General features: G+C 43.6%; 17 protein-coding genes. All 17 read left to right on the forward strand.

All coding sequences use genetic code 11. The features are described 5' to 3' along the window. The first annotated feature begins 8 nt into the window (after positions 1-8). Positions 9-467 carry a MarR family winged helix-turn-helix transcriptional regulator gene (locus ACWNM1_RS10355; RefSeq protein ID WP_449600950.1) on the forward strand — a complete coding sequence of 153 codons (459 nt, stop codon included), beginning with the start codon at positions 9-11 and terminating at the stop codon, positions 465-467. Positions 468-818: 351 nt separating this feature from the next. Next, positions 819-1,979, forward strand: a complete 1,161-nt coding sequence (gene sucC, locus ACWNM1_RS10360) for an ADP-forming succinate--CoA ligase subunit beta (protein WP_042128955.1) — start codon at positions 819-821, stop codon at positions 1,977-1,979. A gap of 62 nt (positions 1,980-2,041) precedes the next feature. After that, positions 2,042-2,971 carry a succinate--CoA ligase subunit alpha gene (sucD, locus tag ACWNM1_RS10365; protein WP_042128953.1) on the forward strand — a complete coding sequence of 310 codons (930 nt, stop codon included), beginning with the start codon at positions 2,042-2,044 and terminating at the stop codon, positions 2,969-2,971. Positions 2,972-3,193: 222 nt separating this feature from the next. Continuing rightward, a complete protein-coding gene (gene dprA / locus ACWNM1_RS10370; RefSeq protein ID WP_449600913.1) occupies positions 3,194-4,312 on the forward strand; it encodes a DNA-processing protein DprA in 1,119 nt (372 codons plus the stop codon). Between the two features lie 36 nt (positions 4,313-4,348). Beyond that, entirely contained in the window at positions 4,349-6,448 is a 2,100-nt protein-coding gene (gene topA, locus ACWNM1_RS10375) for a type I DNA topoisomerase (RefSeq protein WP_042189457.1), read from the forward strand. Then, the gene (gene trmFO / locus ACWNM1_RS10380; RefSeq protein ID WP_449600951.1) at positions 6,448-7,830 is read left to right on the forward strand and encodes an FADH(2)-oxidizing methylenetetrahydrofolate--tRNA-(uracil(54)-C(5))-methyltransferase TrmFO; all 1,383 of its coding nucleotides are present in this window, start codon (positions 6,448-6,450) and stop codon (positions 7,828-7,830) included. Before topA ends, trmFO begins: the two co-directional genes overlap by 1 nt. Before the next feature lie 129 nt (positions 7,831-7,959). Further along, the gene (gene hslV, locus ACWNM1_RS10385; protein ID WP_042189455.1) at positions 7,960-8,502 is read left to right on the forward strand and encodes an ATP-dependent protease subunit HslV; all 543 of its coding nucleotides are present in this window, start codon (positions 7,960-7,962) and stop codon (positions 8,500-8,502) included. A gap of 33 nt (positions 8,503-8,535) precedes the next feature. Further along, on the forward strand, positions 8,536-9,936 hold the full coding sequence (hslU, locus tag ACWNM1_RS10390) for an ATP-dependent protease ATPase subunit HslU (RefSeq protein WP_076299246.1): 1,401 nt from the start codon (positions 8,536-8,538) through the stop codon (positions 9,934-9,936). 378 nt (positions 9,937-10,314) lie between these two features. Next, positions 10,315-10,722, forward strand: a complete 408-nt coding sequence (gene flgB / locus ACWNM1_RS10395) for a flagellar basal body rod protein FlgB (RefSeq protein WP_449600914.1) — start codon at positions 10,315-10,317, stop codon at positions 10,720-10,722. A gap of 6 nt (positions 10,723-10,728) precedes the next feature. Next, complete coding sequence (flgC, locus tag ACWNM1_RS10400) at positions 10,729-11,178, forward strand: flagellar basal body rod protein FlgC (protein ID WP_094869605.1); 450 nt, start codon at positions 10,729-10,731, stop codon at positions 11,176-11,178. A gap of 90 nt (positions 11,179-11,268) precedes the next feature. Continuing rightward, positions 11,269-11,580: a flagellar hook-basal body complex protein FliE gene (gene fliE, locus ACWNM1_RS10405; RefSeq protein ID WP_042189451.1), complete on the forward strand. Its 312-nt coding sequence runs from the start codon at positions 11,269-11,271 to the stop codon at positions 11,578-11,580. Positions 11,581-11,615: 35 nt separating this feature from the next. Beyond that, positions 11,616-13,202: a flagellar basal-body MS-ring/collar protein FliF gene (gene fliF / locus ACWNM1_RS10410; RefSeq protein WP_449600915.1), complete on the forward strand. Its 1,587-nt coding sequence runs from the start codon at positions 11,616-11,618 to the stop codon at positions 13,200-13,202. A 4-nt stretch (positions 13,203-13,206) separates the two neighbouring features. Beyond that, positions 13,207-14,223 carry a flagellar motor switch protein FliG gene (fliG, locus tag ACWNM1_RS10415; RefSeq protein ID WP_042128934.1) on the forward strand — a complete coding sequence of 339 codons (1,017 nt, stop codon included), beginning with the start codon at positions 13,207-13,209 and terminating at the stop codon, positions 14,221-14,223. Next, on the forward strand, positions 14,216-15,064 hold the full coding sequence (locus ACWNM1_RS10420) for a FliH/SctL family protein (RefSeq protein ID WP_042189449.1): 849 nt from the start codon (positions 14,216-14,218) through the stop codon (positions 15,062-15,064). The genes fliG and ACWNM1_RS10420 overlap by 8 nt, the downstream gene beginning before the upstream one ends. Further along, positions 15,045-16,370, forward strand: a complete 1,326-nt coding sequence (fliI, locus tag ACWNM1_RS10425; RefSeq protein ID WP_042128931.1) for a flagellar protein export ATPase FliI — start codon at positions 15,045-15,047, stop codon at positions 16,368-16,370. Before ACWNM1_RS10420 ends, fliI begins: the two co-directional genes overlap by 20 nt. A 9-nt stretch (positions 16,371-16,379) precedes the next feature. Further along, positions 16,380-16,823: a flagellar export protein FliJ gene (gene fliJ, locus ACWNM1_RS10430; RefSeq protein ID WP_076285416.1), complete on the forward strand. Its 444-nt coding sequence runs from the start codon at positions 16,380-16,382 to the stop codon at positions 16,821-16,823. 39 nt (positions 16,824-16,862) lie between these two features. Beyond that, positions 16,863-17,783 (forward strand): MotE family protein, encoded by a 921-nt coding sequence (locus tag ACWNM1_RS10435; RefSeq protein WP_449600952.1) that lies wholly within the window; start codon positions 16,863-16,865, stop codon positions 17,781-17,783. Positions 17,784-17,796: the final 13 nt, after the last annotated feature.

Here is a 17,796-nt window from a genome sequence, read left to right on the forward strand (position 1 = left end):
TGCAAAAGATGACGACTACACCTGAGCTGCTGATTGAGAATCAACTCTGTTTTACGATTTATGCTTGCTCTCGTGAGATCACAAAGCTGTATCAACCTTATTTGGATAAGATCGGTTTAACATACTCGCAATATCTGGTAATGCTTGTGTTATGGGAACGGCAGCAATGTACGGTTAAAGAAATTGGTGAGGCGCTATTTTTGGATTCGGGTACGCTGACACCTCTTTTAAAACGCCTACAAGCTGCAGGGTTGATCGTGCGTGAACGTTCGACACAAGATGAGCGAAAAGTTCTGATTTCACTAACGGAACAGGGCTGGGCACTTCAAAGCAACGCGGCTTGTATTCCTGGGAAAATGATGGAAGAAACGACTATGTCCGGAGACGAGACTGTAGAGCTGCTTGGACAGTTTAAAAGCTTGTTAAATCGTGTTCATGAGGCGAACACTCAAGATAGTAAAAAGTAAGTATAATCAGGAGTCTGTGCGATCGTTCGCATTCCGGCATGAAATCAAGCGAAAAAATGTGTACAAATCATGAATATATTTAAGGAAAGCGTTTTAAAAACATGTTACACTATTCTGGGTTCCTTTATATGGCATATAGGTAAGTATAAGCTTAGTCTTATAGATTTACTCAATGTCTCTCACAGAAATAAGGCCATTCTTTTACGAGTGGTAGAGCAGTTTCTGTTGGTTCCGGAATAGTGCTGCATGTTTAGCATCAGCCTATCCCTAACCCCGCGGCAATCAAAACGGAAGGCGAGATGACAACAGGCTGCCTGTTAAGTCACCACGCTACTTTAGGAGGCTACCGCTATGAATATCCACGAGTATCAGGGAAAAGAAGTGCTTAAGAAGTACGGTGTGGCCGTACCGAATGGAAAAGTAGCTTATACAGTGGAGGAAGCGGTAGAAGCCGCAGAGTCACTGAGTACACCGGTTGTTGTAGTTAAAGCTCAGATTCATGCAGGTGGACGAGGTAAAGCTGGAGGTGTAAAGGTTGCTAAGAATATCGATGAAGTGCGTACTTACGCAACCGAAATTCTTGGTAAGACTTTAGTTACTCACCAGACTGGTCCTGAGGGTAAGGTAGTAAAACGGCTGCTCATTGAAGAGGGCTGTCAAATTGTCAAAGAGTATTACATCGGTATCGTTGTTGATAGAGGAACTGGTCGAGTGGTTATGATGGCATCTGAAGAAGGTGGCACAGAGATTGAAGAGGTTGCAGCTACACATCCGGAGAAGATTTTTAAAGAAATCATTGATCCGGCAGTAGGTTTGCAGACTTTCCAAGCTCGTAAATTAGCTTACAGCATCTCTATTCCTAATGAACTGGTAGGCAAGACTGTGAAATTCATGCAAGCGCTATATCTAGCTTTTGTGGATAAAGATTGCTCTATTGCCGAAATTAACCCATTGGTAGTTACTGCGGATGGGAATGTGATGGCTCTAGATGCTAAATTGAATTTTGACCCCAATGCCTTGTTCCGCCACAAAGATATTCAAGAGCTTCGGGATCTAGATGAAGAAGATTTGAAAGAAATCGAAGCCTCTAAGTATGACCTGAGCTATATTGCACTTGATGGTAATATTGGTTGTATGGTGAATGGTGCAGGCCTAGCGATGGCAACGATGGATATAATTAAATATTACGGAGGCGAACCCGCCAACTTCCTTGATGTAGGGGGCGGTGCAACTACCGAGAAAGTTACAGAAGCCTTTAAAATCATTCTATCGGATGAAAAGGTAAATGGAATTTTCGTTAATATTTTCGGCGGTATTATGCGCTGTGACGTTATTGCTAACGGTGTTGTGGAAGCGGCAAGCCAATTGGGATTGACTAAACCGCTTGTTGTACGTCTTGAAGGAACAAATGTTGGATTGGGTAAGCAAATCTTGGCTGGATCGGGACTTAACATTGTAGCTGCTGATTCTATGGCGGACGGTGCCCGTAAGATTGTATCTCTTGTGCAATAATGGCTCGGAAGTTGAAGCCAGTTATCGTATTTGACAATATAAGTAGGGATGTGACTTAAGGCATGAGCATTCTTGTAGATAAAAATACGAAAGTTATCACGCAAGGTATTACGGGAGCAACGGGCTTGTTCCATACTAAGGGTGCGCTTGATTATGGAACTCAGATGGTTGGAGGGGTAACGCCGGGTAAAGGTGGAACGACAGTTAATATCACGCTTGAAAATGGCAGTGAAGTTAGTCTTCCGGTATTTGATACAGTCGCAGCTGCTAAGGCAGCTACTGGTGCAACTGCTAGTGTGATTTATGTACCGCCAGCATTCGCAGCAGACTCCATCATGGAGGCTGTAGATGCAGAGCTGGATTTGGTTATCTGTATTACCGAAGGTATTCCTGTGCTTGATATGGTAAAAGTCTCACGTTATATGGAAGGTCGTTCTACAGTGTTGATCGGTCCAAACTGTCCGGGTGTTATCACTCCTGGAGAGTGTAAGATTGGAATCATGCCTGGCTATATTCATATGCCTGGTTATGTAGGAGTGGTCTCGCGTAGCGGAACGCTAACCTATGAGGCGGTTCATCAGCTGACCACGCGTGGAATTGGGCAATCTTCGGCTGTAGGTATTGGGGGAGACCCAGTTAAAGGCTCTGAGTTTATTGATATTTTGAAGCTGTTTAATGAAGATCCGGGTACGAAGGCAGTTATTATGATCGGAGAGATCGGTGGAACTGCAGAGGAAGAAGCAGCAGAGTGGATTCGTGAACACATGACCAAGCCAGTTGTAGGCTTCATTGGAGGAGCAACTGCACCTCCAGGCAAGCGTATGGGGCATGCTGGTGCTATCATTTCTGGAGGGAAAGGTACAGCTAGCGAAAAAATTGCCGTACTGGAAGCTTGCGGAATCAAGGTAGCCCCTACACCTGCTGAAATGGGTTCGACACTCGTAAGTGTGCTTGAAGAGCGCGGTATTCTCAATGCTTTTACATCACACTAATTAGTGTAGTTAAGACAGAGAAATCACTCCACGTAGTGAGGTTATTTCGTGTATAATTAATTAAAGAGGTAAGCAACCTTTTGTTCCTATTTAGGAATGAAAGGTTGCTTTTTTTTGTTTTAAATAGAAATTTATTGAATTTAAAGAAATGCTTGCGTTTTCAAGAGGTGTAACACAAAATAGGGAAGGCTAGGCCTTCCATGTTAAGGGGCGAAAAATGCTATGGAAGAACGGGAACTACTATTCGGCTTTAATGAAGTGGAAGGCATTGGCTGGAAAACTATCGACAAAATTCGCAGAGCTGGGCTTTTGTCAGAAAAAGCATTTTCTTGTAGCTCAGAAGACTGGGAACAGGTTGGATTGAGTGAGAAAGTGTCGATTCAACTTGCTTCAATATATACGTTGGAGTGGATAACAAACCGCCGCTTACTAATGGAAGAAAGTGCTGTGAGCATGGTTACGATTTTTGATGCAGACTATCCCCATTTATTGAAAGAGACGGCTCAGCCACCATGGATTCTTTATTATCGTGGGCGTTTGGATCTGTTATCGACACCTAGTGTAGCGATGGTCGGTACTCGTGTGCCAACAGCTTATGGACGAAAGGTAGGGGAGATTCTCACAAAAGAGCTTAGTGAAGCAGGTCTAACAGTGGTTAGCGGATTAGCTAGGGGGATTGATAGCGTCTGTCATGAAGCTGCGCTAAGAAGCGGTGGGGGCACAATAGCGGTAGTGGCTACAGGACTTGATCGGGTCTACCCGCCTGAGAATAAGGAGCTTGAAGGATTGATTTCCCGTGATGGGTTAGTGCTAACAGAGTATCCCCTTGGAACCAAAAGTCATCCAGGGTTATTTCCGCAGCGCAATCGAATTATTGCAGGCCTTACATACGGGACAGTGGTCGTAGAGGCGGATAGTAGAAGTGGATCACTCATTACTGCAGATGCTGCCTTGGAGGCAGGACGGGATGTTTTTGCTGTCCCTGGACCTATTACGTCTCCAAAAAGTAGAGGTGCTCTTGATCTGATTAAACAGGGGGCAAAGCTGGTATCCGGTGCACTAGATATTTTAGAAGAATACACTTCTTTTCTCCCGACAAACCTCTCAAAAATAGGTGAAAGCGGTCCCTCTAAACAGGTGGCTGACGATTTGTTAATTGAAAAGAAATTGACAAATGAGGAGTTACACCTATACCATATACTGCATCAAGGCCCCTTTATTTTGGACGATCTGCTTGTGAGGACAGGATGGGATTTTGGACATTTGCATTCAGTTCTGTTATCTTTAATCATAAAAAAAGCGGTAGCACAATTACCAGGAGCTATTTATAAGGTAATTTAATATAGAGGTACGAGTGTTAACGAGGAGGAAGAGTCTATGGCAGATGCATTGGTTATTGTCGAATCGCCCGCGAAAGCGAAGACAATTGGCAAATATCTAGGTAGTAAGTATATTGTAAAGGCATCTATGGGACACATCAGAGATCTACCGAAGAGTCAAATTGGTGTTGAGGTCGAGAATGATTTCAATCCCAAATATATTACGATTCGTGGTAAAGGTTCTATATTAAAGGAATTGAAAGACGCTAGTAAAAAAGTGAAAAAAGTCTATCTCGCAGCTGACCCCGATCGCGAAGGAGAAGCGATTGCTTGGCACTTGGCACATGCCCTGGATTTAGATAATACACAGGAATGCCGAGTTGTATTTAATGAGATCACCAAACAAGCGGTGAAGGATGCTTTTAAGACGCCACGCAAGATTAACATGGATCTTGTGAATGCACAGCAGGCAAGACGTATACTGGATCGGCTAGTAGGTTACAAGATTAGCCCTCTATTATGGAAGAAAGTCAAAAAAGGGTTATCTGCTGGACGTGTTCAATCTGTAGCTGTAAAGATCATAATGGATCGTGAGAATGAAATCTCCGCTTTTGTACCTACTGAATATTGGAGTATTACAGCTAAACTTGGGATTCGGGATTCTGTCTTTGAAGCTAAGTTTCATAAGCTGAATGGTGTGAAGAAGGAACTTAATCAGGAAAGCGATGTTCAAGAGGTCCTTGAGGCAATCAAGAACGCAGCTTTTAAGGTAAGTAATGTGAAGGAGAAGGAAAGACAACGGCATCCTTCGGCTCCTTTTACTACAAGTTCCCTTCAACAGGAAGCAGCTCGTAAGCTTGGATTCCGTGCAGCTAAGACAATGTCTGTTGCCCAGCAATTATACGAAGGTGTGGAACTAGGCAAAGAGGGAACCGTAGGTTTGATCACCTATATGCGTACAGACTCGACACGTTTATCTGTCACTGCACAGGATGAAGCTAAAGAGCTGATTACTGCTAAGTATGGTGAAAAGTTCTTACCTGAAGCCCCTCGCCAGTATTCAAAGAAAGCGGCTGGAGCGCAAGAAGCGCATGAAGCGATCCGACCAACTTCCGCACTTCGTGAACCGGAAATGGTCAAAGAGTTCTTAAGCCGGGATCAATTCCGTCTTTACAAGCTGGTGTGGGAGCGGTTCGTATCCAGTCAGATGGCTTCGGCTCTTCTTGATACACTCTCGGTTGATATAGAAGCAGGTACAGCCACATTCAGAGCGGTGGGTTCGAAGGTTTCATTCCCAGGGTTCATGAAGGTTTACGTGGAAGGTAACGATGATGGAACTACAGATGAAGATAAGTATTTACCGCCTCTTGAAGCGGGAGATGCTTTAAATAAGCAAGAGATCGAGCCGAAGCAGCATTTTACACAGCCACCACCGCGATATACAGAAGCAAGGCTTGTAAAGACACTTGAGGAATTAGGGATAGGACGCCCAAGTACGTATGCACCAACGCTCGAAACGATTCAGAAGCGTGGTTATGTAGCGATTGAAGAGAAGAAATTTATGCCTACAGAGCTTGGAGAACTTGTCATCGAGCAGATGGAACAATTCTTCCCGGAAATATTGAACGTAGAGTTTACGGCTAATATGGAAGGCGATCTTGACCATGTGGAAGAAGGCTCAGAAGATTGGGTGAAGGTTCTTGCCGAATTTTACGAGTCTTTCGAGAAGCGCTTAGTGTTTGCCGAAGAAGAAATGAAAGAAATCGAGATTGAAGATGAAGTCTCTGATGAGATCTGCGAGAAATGTGGTAAACCACTTGTATATAAATTAGGACGCTTTGGGAAGTTCCTAGCATGTTCTGGCTTTCCAGATTGCCGAAATACGAAGCCGATTATCAAAGATATTGGTGTAACTTGCCCTAAATGTAATGAAGGAAAAGTTGTAGAGCGTCGTAGCAAAAAAGGGCGTGTCTTCTATGGCTGCGATCAATATCCAGGGTGTGATTTCGTCTCTTGGGATAGACCATCCACTAAACCATGTCCATCTTGCGGGGCTTGGATGATTGAGAAACGCAATAAGCAAGGCACCAAACTGCAATGTACGTCTTGTGACCATACAGAGGCAGTTTTAGACAACGAAGAAGAGTTAGCAGAATAATAGTCTCTACAGGAGGAAATAAGACAGTGACAGATACAGCAAAGGTAACAGTAATTGGAGCAGGTCTCGCAGGAAGTGAAGCGGCCTGGCAAATAGCCTCTCAAGGCGTACCGGTAAGATTGTATGAAATGAGACCAGTGGTGAAGACGCCAGCACACCACACCAATCAATTCGCAGAACTAGTATGCAGCAACTCCTTGCGTGCAAATGGTTTAGGCAATGCGGTGGGTGTATTAAAGGAAGAAATGCGACGTTTAAACTCTCTTGTATTAGGTGCGGCTGATCGCCACGCTGTACCTGCAGGCGGTGCACTTGCCGTGGATCGGGATGGTTTCTCGGGAGAAATTACGAGTACATTGCATAATCATCCGCTCGTTGAAGTCATAAATGAAGAACTTACGCATATACCGGAGGAAGGGATTGTTGTTATTGCAACGGGTCCACTAACTTCCCCTGCATTATCTGCTGAAATTAAGGGTCTATTAGGTGAAGAGTATTTCTATTTTTATGATGCTGCAGCACCGATCGTTGAAAAGGACAGTATTGATATGAATAAAGTGTATCTGGCTTCCCGTTATGACAAAGGGGAAGCAGCATATCTGAACTGTCCTATGACTGAAGAAGAGTTTGACGTGTTTTATGACGCGTTGATTTCTGCAGAGACGGCGGCACTCAAGGATTTTGAGAAAGAGATATACTTTGAGGGCTGTATGCCTATCGAAATCATGATGAAGCGCGGTAAGCAAACTGCATTGTTTGGTCCGATGAAGCCTGTAGGGCTTATCAATCCGCACACAGGTAAGCTACCTTACGCGGTAGTTCAGCTTCGTCAGGATAACGCTGCTGGAACGCTTTACAATCTGGTGGGCTTTCAAACGCACTTGAAATGGGGCGAACAAAAGCGGGTATTCTCGCTGATTCCAGGTCTTGAGAACGCTGAATACGTTCGGTATGGGGTAATGCACAGAAATACCTTTATTAATTCTCCTAAACTCTTGCATCCTACTTATCAAATGAAGGGTAAAGAAAGGCTGTACTTTGCTGGACAGATGACTGGCGTGGAAGGTTATGTGGAATCAGCAGCTTCAGGTCTGATTGCCGGCATTAACGCTGCTAGAGCCGCGCTTGGTCAAGAAGGACTGATCTTCCCACAAGACACGGTGCTTGGTAGTATGCCTGCTTATATCACTTCCGCTGATCCGGAGCATTTTCAGCCTATGAATGCCAATTTTGGTCTTCTGCCGAAGGTGGAGAAGAAAATCCGTAATAAGAAAGAAAAGAATGAGATGTTAGCGCATCGTGCACTAGACAGTCTTGCCGAGTACGCCAATCGTACGGGCCTTGCTTATAAAGAACCGGAGGTTATCGATAACCAAGAATAAGCGCCTTCGGCTTCCTTATAAGGTTGATAAGCGTTAGCGTTTAAGCGAGAAATATAAGGATAATGTATAACGTGAAACGTATACTTCTTATTTTTGAACAAAGCCCATCTTAAGGAGGTAACTACAATCATGGTACCCAGCTTTCATGCGACTACAATTTGTGCTGTAAGACATAACGGACAGGCAGCTATAGCAGGTGATGGTCAGGTTACATTCGGAGAGAGTGTAATTATGAAGACGACGGCGAGAAAAGTTCGTCGCTTATACAGAGGACAAGTAATAGCAGGGTTTGCAGGATCTGTGGCGGATGCTATCACCTTGTTTGAAAAATTCGAAGGCAAGCTGGAGGAGCATCATGGAAACCTGCAACGGGCAGCCGTAGAATTAGCGAAAGACTGGCGTCAAGATCGTATTCTTCGTAAACTTGAGGCATTGATGATTGTTATGGATAAGGAAGGAATGCTCTTGATCTCCGGAAATGGTGAAATTATCGAGCCTGATGATGATGTGCTCGCTATCGGCTCCGGTGGTAACTTTGCACTTGCTTCCGGTCGTGCACTCAAACGTCATGCTCCAAATCTTGCTGCTGCGGATATCGCTCGCGAAGCTCTTCAGATTGCATCAGAGATATGTGTGTATACTAACTCCAATATTATTGTTGAGCAATTATAGGCTCAGTGCCATAGAGACAAGGAGGAATTCACGATGGTGAATCAATCGCTAACACCCCGTCAAATCGTAGCTGAATTGGATAAATATATTGTAGGTCAGAAACAAGCTAAGAAATCGGTAGCTGTTGCACTTCGTAATCGTTATCGCCGCAGTCTGCTGGCTGAGGAACTGCGTGATGAAGTTGTTCCTAAGAACATCTTGATGATCGGACCTACTGGTGTAGGGAAAACTGAGATTGCTCGGCGTCTAGCTAAGCTCGTTAATGCTCCGTTCATCAAAGTGGAGGCAACCAAATTCACTGAGGTGGGTTATGTAGGGCGAGATGTGGAGTCTATGGTTCGTGATTTAGTTGAGACCTCTATTCGTATGGTGAAGCTAGAGCGTACGGAAAAGGTGAAGGACCGTGCAGAAGAACTGGCTAATGAGCGGATTGTCTCTATTTTAGTGCCTTCGTCTTCAAAAAATAAATCTCAGAAGAATCCTTTTGAGATGATTTTTGGCGGGAACTCTTCACAAGAGGATTCTAAAGAAGATTCCGAACCAGATGGAAGCTTAAGCGAACGCCGTCGCGGGGTTAGATTTAAGCTGCTAGCTGGTCAATTGGAAGAAGATATCATTGAAATAGATGTTGAGGATACAGCGCCATCTATGCTGGATATGTTTGCAGGGCAAGGGAACGACCAGATGGGGATGAATATGCAAGAAATGTTTGGTAGCTTGCTTCCGAAGCGGACGAAGAAGCGCAAGCTTCCTATCCGTGAGGCTCGTAAAGTGCTAATTCAGGATGAAGCAACCAAACTGATTGATATGGATGATGTCATTCAGGAATCTGTGACACGCGCTGAACAATCGGGTATTATTTTTATCGATGAGATTGATAAGGTTGCAAGTCAAGGTAAGGGTTCGGGCCCTGATGTATCACGAGAAGGTGTGCAAAGAGATATCCTTCCAATTGTAGAGGGTTCTACAATCATGACAAAATACGGTCCTGTGAAGACGGACTACGTGCTCTTCATGGCTGCCGGGGCTTTTCATGTTGCTAAACCTTCTGATCTGATTCCAGAGCTTCAGGGGCGTTTTCCGATTCGCGTAGAACTAAGCAGTCTGACACTGGAGGATTTTGTTTCCATCTTAACAGAGCCAGAGAACGCTCTGACGAAACAATATGTTAATTTGTTAAAAACCGAGGACATTGAAGTGGAGTTCCAGAAAGATGCTATTTATGAAATTGCCAAAATAGCTGCTTCAGTGAATCAAAATATGGAGAACATAGGTGCTCGGCGTCTTCATACGATTTTGGAAAAGCTATTGGAGGATCTTTCTTTTGAAGCACCTGAGCTGACTCTGGACACTATGGTTATTACACCAGAGTATGTGCGTGAGAAATTGGCAAGTATTGCACAGGATCGTGATCTAAGTCAGTATATTCTTTGATGCGACAAATTCAATTCTTTTGTTTTTGGGCATATTGAATTAGAAAATTACAATTTAGTGTCATTAATAGGTAAAAAAATGTAAAAAGATGCAATTAAAAAGATAATTTTGAGTTAAAAAAGGAATAAAATAGCAATAAAGTGCTAAAAGCCCTGTCTTTTCTAAAAAGATAGGGCTTATTTCTTATTGTAATAATATACAAATTAAATGAAAATCAATGTATGTGAAAATACTAATAAGTTATTCTTTACGACAAGGTTCGACGTAGAAACCGATAAATAGAGGACTTTTATACTTTATTTGTCGAAATCAAGCAGGTTTTTTAAGGGAAGTTGTGGAATTCATTTCATTATGATAGCTTTGAAAGGAGGAATTATCTTGGGATTGCTGAATAGTGTCAGTTTTCAACGATTGCAGGGAGGCATTGATGCTGCCTACAAACGACAAAATGTTCTAGCGAATAATGTGGCTAACGAAGATACGCCAAATTTCAAACGTTCTGATGTTTCATTCGAAAGTTTCCTTCAGCAACAAGAAAGTGGAATAAAACCTACACTTAACGCGAAGGTAACGGACTCCCGACATTTTCAATTTGGTACCAACAGAATTGTACCATCAGCTGTCGTTAGTACGGATGAAACTACCTCGATGAATAATAACGACAACAATGTGGATGTAGAACGAGAAATGGCGTTAAGTGCTGAGAACCAACTCAGGTATAGTTCTTATGTCGAGCAGATCAACAGTCAAATTTCGATGATGCGAGCTGTAATTCAAGGAGGATAAGATTGCATGAACTTTGGGAGTAGTTTTGGGATAAGTGCATCAGCATTAACAGCTCAACGATTGCGGATGGACGTGATTTCCTCCAACGTGGCCAATGCGGAAACTACAAGAGCATCGGTGGTTGATGGCAAAGCCGTTCCTTACCGTCGAAAGCTTGTTGTTATGGAAGCTACCGAAAGCAATAAGTTCTCGAATATACTAAATTCGAAATTGAACGGTAGTAGTAATGAAGGTGTAAAGGTGCAGTCCATTATAGAAGACACTTCACCGTTAAAGCCAGTTTACAACCCAAGCCATCCTGATGCGGATGCCGAAGGTTATGTCTATATGCCAAACGTAGATATTACCAAAGAAATGGTAGATATGTTATCTGCATCACGTTCTTATGAAGCCAATGTCACGATGCTTAATGCATCTAAAGCTATGGTAAGTAAAGCACTCGAAATTGGGCGCTAAACGTAATTAACCAAGAAAGCTTCCGAAGTGAGTTTTGTACGAAGTGAATCTAGGAAGCATATGCTTACAAAACTTTTAGGAGGGAAACAGTTGATACAGAATATCACTAATGGGGTTCAAGCTGTACAGCAGCTTGCCATGAAACCAACATCTACCGAAGTTTCATCCACTCCTGCTAATGCCATGGAGAGCTTTGGTTCTTATCTTGAGAATGCACTCACTAAAGTAGCAGATCAGGAACAACAAGCAAAGGATATGAGTAATAAATTTGTATTGGGAGAAGTGAACATAGACGAGGTGATGATTTCTTCCCAACAGGCTTTACTGAGTTTGCAGTTGACTACACAAGTCCGGAACAAAGTGATAGAAGCCTATCAAGAAATTATGAGAACTCAAATTTAATTAATTCCTAGCTTAGTTCCGGATGGGGTGACACTGTGAATGAAAGATTTGCCCAATATCGGGAGAAGGTGACCCTGTATTGGAACAGATTTAGTGGTAAACAGAAGGTTTTATTCTTTTCTACATTGTTTATCATTCTAATAATAATCGTAGTATTAACCATGCAGCTTTCAAAGACAGAATATGAAGTAGCGTTTCAAGATTTGGACAGCACAGATTCAGCTGGAGTAATGAACTACTTGGATACAGCGGGTGTTTCATACCGATTAAGCCAAGATGGAAAGAGCATCTCCGTGCCAAGCACAGAAGCGGCTCGAATAAAGGTGGATATCGGTTCTCAGGGGATTGTTCAGGGGGGCTCTATCGGTTATAAGGTCTTTAATGAAAATTCGTCAATGATAGGGACGACAGATAGTGAGTTTAATGTGAAGTATAATAATGCATTAAACGGTGAAGTAGAACAGTTAATGAGACGTATGCAAGGAATTAAGGATGCTAAAGTGCTGATTAATCTGCCTAAAGAAACAGTTTTTGCTTCCCAGGCTGACCAAGAGCAAGCATCTGCATCCGTTGTGCTTTCATTTAATCCGGGATTCAGACCCACTCAAGATAATATTGATGGGTACTTTAACCTTGTAAAGACGGCTGTTCCAAATCTACCAATCGATAACATTACGATTGCTAATAATGAAGTCGAGTTAATGCCTACGGCCAAAGGTGGACAAGCTGGAGTTTCCAGCCAAGTCGAAGAGAACTTCGCTCTTCAGAAGAAATTCGAAGAAGAAGTAAAGAAAGATGTGAAACAATTCCTTAGCACTCTTACGGGTCCAGATAAAGTTGATGTTCTTGTATTTTCGAAGCTGAACTTTGACAAGGAAAACCGGAAGGAGAATCTCGTAACCCCTGTGGATACAGAGAACATGAAGGGGATTGAGATCAGTTCACAAATCATTAGTAATTCGTATTCGGGTCAAGGAAATACAACTGGCGGAGTGGCAGGCACTGGTTCACAAGATGTAGCGGGCTATCCTTCACAAGCCGGTACGGATACTTCTACTTCGGAAGAATCTTCTGAAACGAGGAACTATGAAGTAAACCGAATTACAAAGGATGTTATCGCAAGTCCCTTTACTGTTAAAGATTTAACCATAAATGTTGCAGTTGAACCACCTACAGGACAAAATACTTTGGACGCTGCTACATCAGCAGCAATTCAAAACATTTTGGTAAATATTGTTCGTGCTTCGCTCGCAGATTCAGGTACTACATATACAGACGCTGATTTAACCAAAAAGGTTTCGGTGTATTCTCAACAATTTGGCGGAACCGCTGCTAATACAACACCAGGTGGTCTTGCCACATGGATGTTATGGGCTATCGGAGCAGCTGCATTGCTGGTTGGAGCAGGTGGAGGATATCTAATCTATCGGAGTCGTAAGAAGACTGTGGAAGAGGAAGATGAAGACATTCCATTGCAGGTTCCTACCGAATTTCCATCTATTAATTTGGAAAGTGTGACGAATGACAGTCAAGTTCGTAAGCAATTGGAAAGTTTGGCCAAGAAAAAGCCAGACGAATTCGTAAATCTGCTGCGTACATGGCTTGCAGACGAACAGAGGTGAACTAATGGCAAAGGCTAGTCAGCAGGGGCTTAGTGGCCGTCAAAAGGCCGCGATCCTGCTTATCACACTAGGGCCCGAGGTATCGGCGCAAATATTCAAACATTTAAGAGACGAGGAGATTGAACAATTAACTCTTGAAATTGCCAATGTCCGTAAAGTGGACAGCAGTGAAAAAGAGTCGATCATGTCTGAGTTCCATCAGATATGCCTCGCCCAGGAATATATATCACAAGGCGGTATTAACTACGCCAAAGAGATTCTGGAGAAAGCACTTGGTTCCGCAAAAGCAATGGAGGTCATTAACCGTCTGACTGCGACTTTGCAGGTAAGACCTTTCGATTTTGCACGCAAGGCTGATCCAAACCAGATTTTGAACTTTATTCAGAATGAGAATGTCCAGACTATCGCACTTGTATTGTCTTATCTGCAATTCGAACAAGCCGCAGCTATTCTCTCCTCATTACCTCAAGAGAAGCAGGCGGAGGTGGCTAGAAGAATTGCTGTAATGGACAGCACCTCTCCGGAGGTCATTACACAAATTGAACGAGTGCTGGAGCAGAAGCTTTCTGCTACAGTAACTCAGGATTATACAAATGCTGGCGGTATCGAATCAATCGTACAGATCTTGAATGGAGTTGACCGTGGGACAGAGCGCACAATTCTGGATTCTCTCGAAATTCAAGATCCAGAGCTCGCCGAGGAAATCAAGAAACGGATGTTCGTATTCGAGGATATTGTCAATGTGGATAATCGTTCGATTCAGCGTATTATTCGTGATATTGATAACGCGGACCTGCAGCTTGCCCTTAAGGTTGCAAGCGAAGAAGTACGAGATGTTATTTTCCGGAATATGTCTAAACGTATGGCAGAGACATTCCGAGAAGAAATGGAGTACATGGGTCCTGTGCGGTTGCGTGATGTAGAAGAAGCGCAAACGCGTATTGTAGGTACGATCCGCAGACTCGAAGAGTCTGGAGAAATTATCATCGCTCGTGGCGGAGGAGATGACATCATTGTCTAAGCTGATTAAGCATTCTCAGTATGTTCCAGTTGATGTACTGAAAAGATTGGAGCAGGCCCGGCACTATGCGGGCCTAACTGAGGAGCCCGTTCCAGAGGAGACTGTAAGCGAGACTCACTATCATGATCCCGCTCGTGAAGAGGCTGAAGTGGCACGTAAGCAAATGCTTAAAGACGCCCAAGAATTTGCTGAAGAGCAAGTACGGAATGCCTCTCTTGAAGCGGAACAGATTGTTGAATCCTCAAAAGCGGAGGCTGAAGAGTGGTGGAAAGAGCGGCGTGAGCAGGATGAACATCTGGTTGAGGCCGTCAAAGCCGAGGCTTATCAGCTAGGGTATCAAGAAGGTGTTTCTCAAGCTGAGCAAGAGATGAAGCTCAAAATTGCAGCGATGATGGATGAAGCGCGTGCTGTTTTAACTGAAGCCTATAAGGCAAGGGATGTCATTATTCAGGAAGCTGAACCTTTCTTGGTTGAGCTAAGTTGTGATATTGCGGAGAAAATTGTGGACAGACAGTTAACGGTTGAACCGCAGTTTGCAATGGATTTGATTCGGAAGAATCTAGCTCGTAAACGTGAGCAGGGGCTGATTTCACTGTGTGTATCACCTGCGCAGTTCGCTTTCGTAAACGCAGCAAGGGAAGAATTGTCATTAGCGGTTGACTCGCAGGCTGAACTACAGATCTTGCCTGACTCGACTGTGAAAGATCAAGGTTGTGTAATCCGCTCCTCCTTTGGCAGCATAGATGCCCGAATTGATACTCAGCTTGCAGAAATCAAGAAAGAGCTGGTTAGAATCGCGCTGGACACCGATGAGCAGAGAAATGGGGAAGAAGATGCTTGATAGTAACCGTTATAAGGAGCAACTTCGTAATCTCGATCCGGTGAGGATCAATGGGAAAGTGACGCAGGTTATCGGTCTTATGGTTGAATCGGAAGGACCTGATGCTAGCATTGGTGATGTGTGCTATATCTATCCTTCTAAAGGAAATAAGCCGCTGCAAGCTGAAGTCGTTGGTTTCCGTGACAACAAGGTGCTATTAATGCCACTTGGAGAACTGCAGGCAATTGGACCTGGTTGTGATGTAGTGGGAACGGGTAAGCCGCTTAGTGTTCAGGTGGGTTCAGAATTGCTGGGTAAGGTACTGGATGGTCTAGGGCAACCGCTTGATGGTTCCCTGATCCCAGCTCGAATGCCACATAGTTCAACCTTTAACATTCCGTCCAATCCACTCAATAGACCACGAGTGCAAGAACCTATAAGCATCGGTGTAAGAGCGATAGATGGTTTGCTAACAATTGGTAAAGGTCAGCGGGTGGGGATTTTCGCTGGTTCAGGGGTCGGCAAAAGTACGCTCATGGGAATGATTGCACGTAATACATCAGCAGATGTTAATGTTATCGCTCTGATTGGGGAACGTGGCAGGGAAGTACTGGATTTCATCGAACGCGATTTGGGACCTGAGGGTTTGCAGAGGTCAGTCGTTATTGTCGCTACATCTGATCAGCCTGCATTAATTCGAATTAAGGGAGCACTTATTGCTACTACGATTGCTGAGTATTTTCGGGATCGTGGACTTAATGTGATGCTGATGATGGATTCGGTCACTCGTTATGCTATGGCTCAACGTGAAGTTGGACTTGCAGTCGGAGAACCACCGGCTATGAGAGGTTACACACCATCTGTATTTGCAAGCTTACCTAAACTACTAGAACGCGCCGGAACTGGTCCTACAGGCTCTATCACAGCTTTTTACACTGTATTGGTTGATGGTGATGACATGAATGAGCCGATCGCTGATGCAGTGAGAGGAATACTCGATGGACATATCGTCCTTAACCGAAGTATTGCGAACAAAGGACATTTTCCAGCAATAGATGTGCTTTCCAGCATTAGTCGTGTAATGAAGGATATTGCGCCAGAAGAACAGATCGCTGCTGCAGAGAATGTTAAGCGACTAATGGCCGTGTACAAGGATTCAGAAGATTTAATTAATATCGGAGCGTATCAGAGAGGCTCCAATGCTCAAATCGATGAGTCGATGGAGTATATAGACAGTATATGGGAATTCACCAAACAAAGAGTGAATGAAAAAGTTACGCTGGCTGAAGTTCAACAGTCTTTAATTTCACACTTCTCGAGGAGTTGATTCAGTATCATGAGATTTCATTATACTTTTCAAAAAGTCGTTGACTTGAAGGGCAATGAGAAGACACAGGCAGAATGGATGCTCTCAAGCGCGCTTGGAGAATTGCAGGCACAAGAAAGAAGCCTGGATGAACTCACCTTTCAGCGGAGCGCTATTATGTTATCTTTACAAAATGCCGCAGAACAAAAGGCACCTATGGCGAAGATTCGTGAAATGCAAGAATATGTAGAATACCTGGATATATGCATTGCCCGTAAACATACGGACATTAGAAGTGCACATCAGGAAGTCTTGAAGAAGCAAGATCAGTTAAGCACAAAGGTATTAGATGAAAAAGTATGGTTAAAGGCAAAAGATAAGGCTGAGACACAGTTTCAGCAAAGTATGATTTTACGGGAACAAAACGAACTGGATGAGATGGCAACCGTCCGCTTCGCGATGAAATCCCTCTAACCCGGGAGGTTTCCGCTAGTGGCTAAAATTGATAATGACATGGAACTTGAAAATGAAGGGTCAGCGGGGAAATTTGAGCGGTTCTTATTTCTAATGATACCGATTATCTTCACGCTAGTACTGCTTGGAGTACTGTTGACGCTTTTTAATATGGACATTCGTAATAACGTGCTTGAAGTTGCGAATAAAATTCCGATTCTGGAAAAATGGGTTCCTGATCCGCCAACAGATCCTTCTAAACCGAAGGAAGAAAGCAAAAAGCAGGAAGTGAGCTCAAACTCAACGATTAAAGAGCTCAAAGCTCAGCTTGCCCAGCAGGCAGGTGAGTTGAAGAAGGTCACAGATGAAAAAACAGCCCAGGATACCAAGGTTCAGGCGCTAGAGTCGCAAATTGAGGGAATGAAGACGGAAGCTGCTGCAGCTGCTGAAATAAACAGTGAGGAAACAGAAGACCCTTATCAGAAGCAGGTTACTGATCTGGCGAAGCTGTACGCGGGCATGAAAGCTTCCAAAGCTGCACCGATTATGGAGAATTTGACTACAGAAGAGATGGTGCAGATATTCAGCGTAATGAATAAAGCGAGTAAAACTGCGATTCTGGAAAAAATGGATCCTCAAAAAGCGGCAGATGTCACGATTAAGTTGAAAGAAACTACCTCTTCGGGTGATATGGCTATTGCTGCTCTTCAATCTAGATTGAAAAAAGAAGCTGGAACTACTCAAACGACTAAAACTAGTACAAATCTGGATAAGGAAAAGTTGAACCAAACCTTTAGTTCAATGACGCCTGCCAATGCAGCTTCTCTACTAGGAGAAATGTACAAGATTAGCCCTGATAAAGTAGTAACGATTATGAATACCGTAAGTGATAGTGTTCGTTCTTCGATTTTGGGGGAAATGACTAAAAATGATAGTGCGCAAACCGCGAAGATTGTTAACCGTTTGATGGGTGCTAAATAAATATTGAAAGGAG

The organism is Paenibacillus sp. Marseille-Q9583 (assembly GCF_976954365.1).

Excerpts from the sequence above, each read along its gene's own strand:
- ACWNM1_RS10435 (WP_449600952.1), top strand. The coding sequence starts at position 16,863 with ATGGAACTTGAAAATGAAGGGTCAGCGGGGAAATTTGAGCGGTTCTTA.
- fliJ (WP_076285416.1), top strand. The coding sequence starts at position 16,380 with ATGAGATTTCATTATACTTTTCAAAAAGTCGTTGACTTGAAGGGCAAT.
- flgC (WP_094869605.1), top strand. The coding sequence starts at position 10,729 with ATGAACTTTGGGAGTAGTTTTGGGATAAGTGCATCAGCATTAACAGCT.
- dprA (WP_449600913.1), top strand. The coding sequence starts at position 3,194 with ATGGAAGAACGGGAACTACTATTCGGCTTTAATGAAGTGGAAGGCATT.
- topA (WP_042189457.1), top strand. The coding sequence starts at position 4,349 with ATGGCAGATGCATTGGTTATTGTCGAATCGCCCGCGAAAGCGAAGACA.
- hslU (WP_076299246.1), top strand. The coding sequence starts at position 8,536 with ATGGTGAATCAATCGCTAACACCCCGTCAAATCGTAGCTGAATTGGAT.
- hslV (WP_042189455.1), top strand. The coding sequence starts at position 7,960 with ATGGTACCCAGCTTTCATGCGACTACAATTTGTGCTGTAAGACATAAC.
- sucC (WP_042128955.1), top strand. The coding sequence starts at position 819 with ATGAATATCCACGAGTATCAGGGAAAAGAAGTGCTTAAGAAGTACGGT.
- ACWNM1_RS10355 (WP_449600950.1), top strand. The coding sequence starts at position 9 with ATGACGACTACACCTGAGCTGCTGATTGAGAATCAACTCTGTTTTACG.
- fliI (WP_042128931.1), top strand. The coding sequence starts at position 15,045 with ATGGGGAAGAAGATGCTTGATAGTAACCGTTATAAGGAGCAACTTCGT.
- fliG (WP_042128934.1), top strand. The coding sequence starts at position 13,207 with ATGGCAAAGGCTAGTCAGCAGGGGCTTAGTGGCCGTCAAAAGGCCGCG.
- sucD (WP_042128953.1), top strand. The coding sequence starts at position 2,042 with ATGAGCATTCTTGTAGATAAAAATACGAAAGTTATCACGCAAGGTATT.